The sequence below is a fragment of the Kitasatospora sp. NPDC043949 genome, from assembly GCF_056435365.1.
Genome location: NZ_JBWKEQ010000029.1, coordinates 52553 through 60374, shown reverse-complemented (window position 1 = coordinate 60374; position 7822 = coordinate 52553). Strand labels below are relative to the sequence as shown.

Genomic DNA, 7822 nt, shown 5'->3' with positions numbered 1-7822 from the left:
CCTCGGCTCCCCTCCCGTCCGCCTAGCCCACCCCCCCCCCCCCCCCTCCCCCCCCCCCCTCCCCCCCTCCCCCCCCCCCCCCCCCCCCCCCCACCCCCCCCCCCCCCCCCCCCCACCTCCGTGCCACCCGAGGGTGGTCCGCGCCACGTCCGTGCCGCCGCCCCCGCCGACGACAACAGAGCCCTGGTGGTCTGGCTGCTGCTGCGCCCCCGCCCCGCCAAACCGTCCACCCTGGGCTGGTTCAGCGTGAGCGTCAGCGTGCTCTGCCTGCTCGCCACCGTGTTCGTCTGGGGCGCGGTCGCCGCCGACGACACCCTCACCGGCTCCACCGGCGTGGCGTACGCCGAGTACTTCTACTTCATCCTCTACCTCGTGATCGCCCTCGCCGCCTTCAACGTGGTCGAGTGCACCTCCACCCGCCGCTTCCGCCTGATCGACTGGAACGGCAACATGGCCGCCCGGCTCCTCCACTGGCCCGTCGTCACCGTCCTGCTCCTCACCACCACCGTCGCCGTCCTCCTGCTCTGACCCGACGCGCGGCGGCCAATCGGCCGGCGGCCTGCCCCGGGGGCAGACCACCGGACCGAACGGGTCAGTGGGCCCGGCCTGAAGTCCCCGCCGACCGGGAAGGCGATCCCAGCAGCGAGGCGGGGCCGCCACCGGTACTCGGTGGCGGCCCCGCTCGTACGGTTCACAAGGCCTGCCGATCAGCGGCCCTCATCCCGATGTGCGACGTGCCTGTGCACTCAGGGCTGCATGCGCGAACCGGCCGGGGGCCAGTGCCCGAATGTGCGTGGTGACGCGGGTCAGTGGCTGCCGCTCTGCTCTTTGATGATCTGATCGGCGGTGTCCTGGGGGACCTGGCCGTAGGAGTCGAACTGCATCGAGTAGCTTGCGCGTCCCGAGGTCTTGGCGCGCAGGTCGCCGACATAACCGAACATCTCCGCCAGGGGCACGAGGGCTTTGACGAGCTTGGCATCGACGGCCATGGGCTTCCTCTCCCTGTCGAACACGGCACGAGCCGGCCGGGTCGGCCTCGGCGCGACGGCGTCCCGAACGGCACCGGTGCGCGAAGCCCAGCATCCAACATTCAGTGACGAAGCAGGTGCGTACCGTGAAGAACGCGCCTCGCAGCGGCCGATCTGACGCAATCCCCGCCACCTGACTGAATCCGGATCCCTGCCGTCCGTCCACGTCCGCAGTACCCGGCCGACCCGGCGATGCGGGTGCGCGATGACGGGAACGCGGAGCCGGGGCCACCGGGTGACGGCTTCAGAGGGTGACCAGAGACGTACCGTCGGCTCGGTCGGCGGGCGGGGCAGGCCCGGACTAGCACAGCAGGCCCCGGCTCGATCGTCGATCGGCCATCGATTCGCCCGAAACGATGATGCTTGCCTGCCGACGCGAGCATTCGGGGGCAAGGCGCCCAGGATGCGGTGAAGATGACCTTGATCGCGGAGCCCCGCCCCGCCGTACCGGGCCTCTACCGAGCCCCCGGGGTCGGCGGGTGCACCTGGCAGCCGGAACCCGTTCCCGTGCCAGGACAACACGTTCACAGTCACTCAAGGGAGGAACCCGGTGGGAGTCACGTTCAAGGCTGAGGTCAGGGCCGAGAGCCAGTACTACGGCGCGGTCGAGATCAAGGGCATCGCCCAGGACGGCGATGAGATGAAGGTGCAGAAGCATCTGAAGGTGAACCTGATCCTGCCTGCCGCGGGAAGCGGTACCGATGTGAATCTGCTGCTGACCCCGTGGATCCCGATCGACGTCTCGGTCGAGAACAACCAGATCGGGAGTGACAAGTTCGAGGTCACGCTCACGATGGCCTCGGAGACGCCCTTCGCCGTCGGGCCGTCGGCCACACTCACCATCGGTGTCAACGGCGACCTGACCGGTGACGCCGCGAAGCCGTGCCTGGACTCGATCAAGATCAGCGCCGACGACTGACCATCGCCCTGCCGCCGACCCGGGCGATCCCGGTGTCGCCGTCGCGTTCCCGATGCCGATCACCCGTGGGCGAGTCGGCCCACGTGGGCTTCACGCTCCGGCGGTACCGGGTCGGTGCGGGTTGTGCGAGAAGGACGGCCGCCCCTCGGGGGTGGCCGTCCTTCCGTGTCCGCCGGCCGTCCCGGCGGGCAGGGGGCGGCCGTGTGTGCATCACCGCCCGGCGCGCCCGCGGCCCGGGCCGGCTGGGTTCAGGCCCCGGCGGGGTGGGTGAGGGTGTGCCAGGCGTTGTAGCCACCGAGAAGGTCGGAGACGTCGGGGTGGCCGTGGTGGCGCAGCAGACTGGCGGCGATGGAGGAGCGGTGGCCGCTGGCGCAGTGGACGACGAGGGGGTGGTCGGTGGGGATCTCGTCCAGGCGGTTGGGGAGTTCGGTCAGGGTGATGTGCAGGGAGCCTTCGATGGATCCGGTTTCGCGTTCGCCACAGGTTCGGACGTCCAGGACGGTGGGGGGCTGTTCGCTGGCGAGTGCGGTGCGGAGCTGGTCGGCGGTGAGGCGGCTGGCGGGGGTGAGGTCGTCGGCGAGGGCGGGCAGGGCGTTGCCGGGGTTGCGCAGGTAGCCGGCGATGCGGTCGAAGCCGATGCGGGCGAGGCGGGTGATGACCTCTCCCTCGCGGTCCTGCGGGGCGATGATCGCGATGTTGCTGTCGGGGGTGAGGACGGTGCCGGCCTGTTCGGCGAAGCGGCCGTCGACGGGGACGTTGACGGCGCCGCGGACGTGTCCCGCGCCGAACTCCTGGGGGCTACGGGCGTCGAGGACGACGGCACCTGCGCCGCGGACCTCCTTGAAGCCTTCGGGGCACAGGGGACGGGCTGCGGTCGTGGGGTCGAGCAGCGGGTGGTCCTGGCGGTTGAGGGTGGCGTCGTGGCCGAAGTAGGCGGGGGCGGTGGACTGGCCGGCGGTGACGATACGGACGAAGGTGTCCTGGTCCATGGGCTGGCAGGCGTAGTTGGTCAGGCGCTGGGTGCCGATGGTGGACCGGCGGTCGGTGGAGAGGTTCTTGCCGCAGGCCGAGCCGGCGCCGTGGGCGGGGAAGACCAGGGTCTCGTCGGGCAGGGCCATCAGCTTGCGGTGAACGCTGTCGTAGAGCATGGCGCCGAGTTCGACGGCGGTGACGCCGGTGGAGGCGAGCAGGTCGGGGCGGCCGACGTCGCCGATGAACAGGGCGTCGCCGGTGAGCACGCCGTACGGGACGGCGTCGTCGGGCTGTTCGAGGACCAGGACGCTGATCGACTCGGGGGTGTGGCCGGGGGTCTCCATGATCTGGAGGGCGACGTCGCCGAGTTCGATCCGTTCGCCGTCGCTGAGCTTGCGGATCGGGTACTCGGTCTCGGCGCGGTGTCCGTAGCCGATCCAGGCGCCGGTGCGGGCGGCCAGTTCGAGGTGGCCGGCCAGGAAGTCGGCGTGGAAGTGGGTGTTGATGACGCCGACGACGGTCAGGCCTCGTGCCGTGGCGTCGGCGAGGTATTCGTCGACGTCCCGGCGAGGGTCGACGATCACGGCCTGGCCGGTGGTCTCGTCGGCGATCAGGTACGAGGCCTGGGAGAGGCAGTCGAGGTAGAACTGAGCGAAGTACACGGGGAACCTCCTGGGCGGCGTCGGGCGCCTCGGCGCGATCTCAATACCCCCACTGGTATATGTGCCAGCATACGGCCCCACGGTCGATACGGGGCAGGGTATCGCCGAACGAGGTCGATAATACCCCCCGGGGTACTATGGTGGACATTGCGCGGGACCGGCCGCCGCCGTCGGAGACGGGCGGAACCGAGGAGGCGCCCACGCCCCTGGGGCGCCCGCCCGGCGCGCCGCCCCGCCCCGCCCCGCGGCGGCCCGTCCGGCGCCGTCCGGCCCGCACCAGACCAGACCACCGGAGCACCGCATGCCCCCGCTGCCGCCCGACCCCGGGCAGACCACCCCCGCCCAGGCCCACCAGCTCGCCCGCGCCGGCACAGCCGTCCTGCTCGACGTCCGGGAGCGCGGCGAGTTCGCGGCCGGCCACGCCCCCGGCGCCCTCCACCTGCCGCTGATCGCCCTGGCCGCCCGCGAACCGCTGCCGCCCGAGGCGGGCGGACGGCTCGTCCTGGCGATCTGCCACTCGGGCAACCGTTCCGCGCGGGCGGCGCAGCTGCTCGCCGAACGCGGCGTCGAGGTGCTGAACGTCGTCGGCGGCATGACCGCCTGGGAGCGGGCCGGACTGCCGGTCACCACGCCGGGCGGCGGCACCGGCAGCGGCGGCAGCGGCGGCAGCGCCGGCGACGGGAGCTCCAGGGACGCCGGGGACGCGATATGACCGCGCTGCTCCTGGCGCTGGCCGCCGGGGCCGTGGTCGGCCTCGCCCTCGGCGGCCTCGGCGGAGGCGGCAGCATGCTCGCCGTCCCCGCGCTGGTCTACCTGCTCGGATTCAGCCCGGCGCTGGCCACCACGGCCGCCCTGGTGATCGTCGCCGCGACCTCGCTGACCGGCCTGCTCGCGCACGCCCGGGCGGGCCGGGTCCGCTGGCGCACCGGCGCGCTGTTCGCCGCCGCCGGGCTGCCCGCCGCCACGGCCGCCGGGGCGCTCTCGGCGCACCTGCCCGGGGCGCTGCTGACCGGCGCGTTCGCGGTGCTGGCCGGGCTGGCCGCCTGGCGGATGCTGGTGCCGCCGAAGGCCGCCCCGCAGGAACATTCCGCCGCCGGGTGGGGCCGCTCGACGGCGACCGGCGCCGGGCTCGGCGCGGTCACCGGGCTGCTGGGTGTCGGGGGCGGGTTCCTCGCCGTCCCCGCGCTGGTCTCGGTGCTCGCCTTCACCATGGCCGAGGCGGTGGGCACCAGCCTGCTGGTGATCACCGCCAACGCGCTGGCCGCGCTGCTGCCCCGCCTCGGCGCGACCGGCGCCATCGACTGGGCCGTGGCCGCACCCTTCACCGGGGCCGCGATCCTCGGCGCCTGGGACGGAAAGCGGCTCGCCGACCGGCTCAGCGGGCGCACCCTCCAGCGGGCCTTCGCGTTCGCCCTGCTCGGCGTGGCCGCGCTGATGCTGGTCACCGCCCTGCGCTGACGCCGGTCGCCGCGCTGCGCTGATGCCGGCCACCGCCCCGCACCGACGCCGGGCGGGCCCCGGCTCCCGGCGCGCGAACCGGAGGACGAGTCCGGAGGGCGGCAGCCGACCGTGCGCCGACCGTTGACGCGACTCGGACGGGCATGTGACATTGCACATGTCACCCAGCGCCGCTCCGGGGATTTGAACGTTCAAACCCCTGCCCGCGCACGCCGCCCCGCCCCCTGACGCACCGCCACCCGTCCGACAGGAGAGCCCCGATGCCCCCCACCCGCGCCCCGCGCCGCCGACCGGTCCGCGCCCTGCCCTCGGGCTTGGCCGTCCTGGCCGTCCTCGCCGTCCAAGCCGTCGGCGCGGGACCGGCCCGAGCCGACGGCCCGGCCCCGCTGGTCGACGGCGGCGGCTACGTCCTCGGCTCCGTCCTGGACGGCGGCTGCCTCGGCCCGCAGTACGCGCAGTCGGCGGCCGGCACGCCCGTCGTCGGCGCGGCCTGCCAGGGACTGCTCAGCCAGCGCTGGCAACTGCACCGCACCACCGACGGCTACCGGCTGGTCAACGCCGCGAGCGGACGCTGCCTGACCCTCGACGGCACCGGGCGGCACCCCGGCACGGCCGACTGCGGCACCGACCCCGCCGCCGAGACCTTCGCCATCTCCCCGGCACCGGGCGGGAGTCACACCCTGACCGCACACGGCGCCTGCCTCACCACGGCGGCCGACCGCGAGCAGGACGGCGCCGCCGACCACGAGCAGAGCAGCGCCGCCGACCGCCGCCGTTGCGACGCCCGGCCCGCCCACCGCTGGACCCTCACCCGCAGCGAACCGCTCACCCTCACCGACCCCGGCTTCGAACAGGGCACGGACGGCTGGACGTTCACCGAGCACACCGGCGTCGCCACCAACAACCCGCACGGCGGCACCCGCCTCGCCTACCTGGACGCCGGCTCCGGCCACCGGATCGCCCAGCAGGTCACCGCCGTCACCGCCGGCAGCTACGACCTGTCCGCCTGGATCGCCACCGGCGGCGCCGGCGGCACCTTCTCCGTCAGCGTCAACGGCACCGTGGTCCGCTCGCTGACCCTGCCCGAGCAGCCCGTCTACGCGAAGTACACCCTGCCCCGGGTGCACGTCGCGGCCGGCGACCGGCTCACCCTCGGCATCGGCTCCTCCCCCACCGGCTGGGTCAACGCGGACGACGCCTCCGTCGCCCCGTCCGCCCCCGGCGACCCGAGGATCAGCTCCTCGGACCCGGAGGTCGTCGCCCTGTTCGACTGGGCCAAGACCAAGGCCAACAGCTGGGTGCAGCAGGCCGGCACCACCGGCGTGCTCAACCAGGACGAGAACAACCCCGGCGGCACCGGCACCACCACCTACTGGGCCGGCTACCCGTTCCGCTCCGACTTCTACAGCCGCGACTTCGCCCACCAACTGGTCGGCGCCCACCTGCTCGGCCTGGACGCCGAGAACAAGACCATGCTGCGCGGCTTCGCCGGCTCCGCCACCGAGACCAACAAGCTCTACCCGGTCTGGGCGCTCAACTTCGACGCCAGGACGTACGGCAGCATCGACTACCGGAGCCCCGACCGCTTCGTGCGCGAGCTGCCCGCGCCGTTCGAGCTGGTCGAGAAGGCCGGCGAGGCCTACCGGTGGACGGGGGACCGCGACTACGCCGACGACCCCGCGCTGAGCGGCTACGTCCGCAACACCCTCGGCCCCTTCATCGCCCAGCACCCCGGCCCGGTCGACAACGGCGGCCTCCCCATCCCGCAGGCCACCAGCCGCAGCATCTTCGCCGGCACCGCGAGCTACGCCGAGAACGCCACCAGCACCTACGCCGAGGCCGGCGACGCGATCGGCGCCCAGTACCAGGCGTACCTCGCCGCCGAGACCCTGGCCACCGCCAAGGGCGACACCGCCGCCGCCACCGGCTACCGGCAGGCCGCCACCGCGCTGCGCGACTACGTCAACACCACCTGGAGCGTGGACCGGCAGCAGCCCGGCGAGGTCGTGCACGGCTACGACACCACCGGCAAGCCGGTGACCGGCTGGGGCTACGAGTCCAGCGTGCTGATGCCGGTCAAGCAGTTGCTCGACCCCGGCCCGCGCCGGGACGCCCTCCTCGCCGCCATCGACGCCGCCGACTCCGGCCCGCAGCGCTCGACCAACCTGGAGGCCTACACCTACCTGCCGGACGCCTTCTTCGCCAACCACGACGGCGACACCGCCTGGAAGTGGATGCGGCAGATCTACCAGGGCGTCGACCAGCTCCACGCGAGCGGCCGGATGCTCAACGGCGACTACCCCGAGGTCCCGTTCACCCTGCTGGGCCAGACCGTGCAGGGCCTGCTCGGCGTCGAGCCCGACGCCGCCGCGCACACCCTCGTGACCGCCTCCCGGCTGCCCGCCTCGATGGGCTGGCTGGAGGTCGCCGACATCCCGGTCGGCGCCGGCTCGGTCACCGTCCGGCACGACGGCCACCGCAGCAGCACCGTCACCAACACCGGCGGCGCGCCGCTCACCTGGGAGGCCCGCTTCACCGGCCCGCACGGCGGGATCACCGTCGACGGCAAGGCCCGGCCCACCCGGACCAGGACCGTCGACGGCGTGACCTACACCTACGCCACCGTCACCCTCGCCCCCGGGCACACCGCGAGCGCCGCCGTCACCGACTGACCCCCACACCGCAGTACCGGGGGGGGGGGGGGGGGGGGGGGGGGGGGGGGGGGGGGGGGGGGGGGAGAGGCGGGGGGGTGGGAAATGGGGGGGGGGTGGGGGGGGGGGAGA

The 7822-nt window shown here is 73.8% G+C and carries 6 protein-coding genes and 1 pseudogene; 5 read left to right on the top strand and 2 right to left on the bottom strand.

What is annotated here, in order from left to right; genetic code table 11:
• The first annotated feature begins 120 nt into the window (after window positions 1–120).
• Window positions 121–528: a hypothetical protein gene (locus AC07AL_RS23365; protein WP_400988647.1), complete on the top strand. Its 408-nt coding sequence runs from the start codon at window positions 121–123 to the stop codon at window positions 526–528.
• Between the two features lie 278 nt (window positions 529–806).
• Here AC07AL_RS23365 and AC07AL_RS23360 read toward each other — a convergent pair.
• A pseudogene (locus AC07AL_RS23360) lies at window positions 807–977 on the bottom strand (hypothetical protein); the annotation flags it as partial.
• Window positions 978–1578: 601 nt separating this feature from the next.
• On the opposite strand from AC07AL_RS23360, the gene AC07AL_RS23355 reads away from it, so the two are divergent.
• A complete protein-coding gene (locus AC07AL_RS23355) occupies window positions 1579–1947 on the top strand; it encodes a hypothetical protein (protein ID WP_400988646.1) in 369 nt (122 codons plus the stop codon).
• 248 nt (window positions 1948–2195) lie between these two features.
• Here AC07AL_RS23355 and AC07AL_RS23350 read toward each other — a convergent pair whose 3' ends face one another.
• Window positions 2196–3581: a rhodanese-like domain-containing protein gene (locus AC07AL_RS23350; protein ID WP_363586367.1), complete on the bottom strand. Its 1386-nt coding sequence runs from the start codon at window positions 3579–3581 to the stop codon at window positions 2196–2198.
• Between the two features lie 301 nt (window positions 3582–3882).
• On the opposite strand from AC07AL_RS23350, the gene AC07AL_RS23345 reads away from it, so the two are divergent.
• The 3 genes from AC07AL_RS23345 (at window position 3883) to AC07AL_RS23335 (ending at window position 7711) form a co-directional block, all read left to right on the top strand.
• Window positions 3883–4293, top strand: coding sequence for a rhodanese-like domain-containing protein (locus tag AC07AL_RS23345; RefSeq protein ID WP_363586366.1), 411 nt, complete (start codon window positions 3883–3885; stop codon window positions 4291–4293).
• Window positions 4290–5039, top strand: coding sequence for a sulfite exporter TauE/SafE family protein (locus tag AC07AL_RS23340; RefSeq protein ID WP_363586365.1), 750 nt, complete (start codon window positions 4290–4292; stop codon window positions 5037–5039). Before AC07AL_RS23345 ends, AC07AL_RS23340 begins: the two co-directional genes overlap by 4 nt.
• Window positions 5040–5299: 260 nt before the next feature.
• Entirely contained in the window at window positions 5300–7711 is a 2412-nt protein-coding gene (locus AC07AL_RS23335; protein WP_478318046.1) for an RICIN domain-containing protein, read from the top strand.
• Window positions 7712–7822: the final 111 nt, after the last annotated feature.

What these genes read in the sequence shown, in the direction of transcription:
- AC07AL_RS23345 (WP_363586366.1), top strand. Translation starts at nt 3,883, where the DNA reads ATGCCCCCGCTGCCGCCCGACCCCGGGCAGACCACCCCCGCCCAGGCC.
- AC07AL_RS23340 (WP_363586365.1), top strand. Translation starts at nt 4,290, where the DNA reads ATGACCGCGCTGCTCCTGGCGCTGGCCGCCGGGGCCGTGGTCGGCCTC.
- AC07AL_RS23335 (WP_478318046.1), top strand. Translation starts at nt 5,300, where the DNA reads ATGCCCCCCACCCGCGCCCCGCGCCGCCGACCGGTCCGCGCCCTGCCC.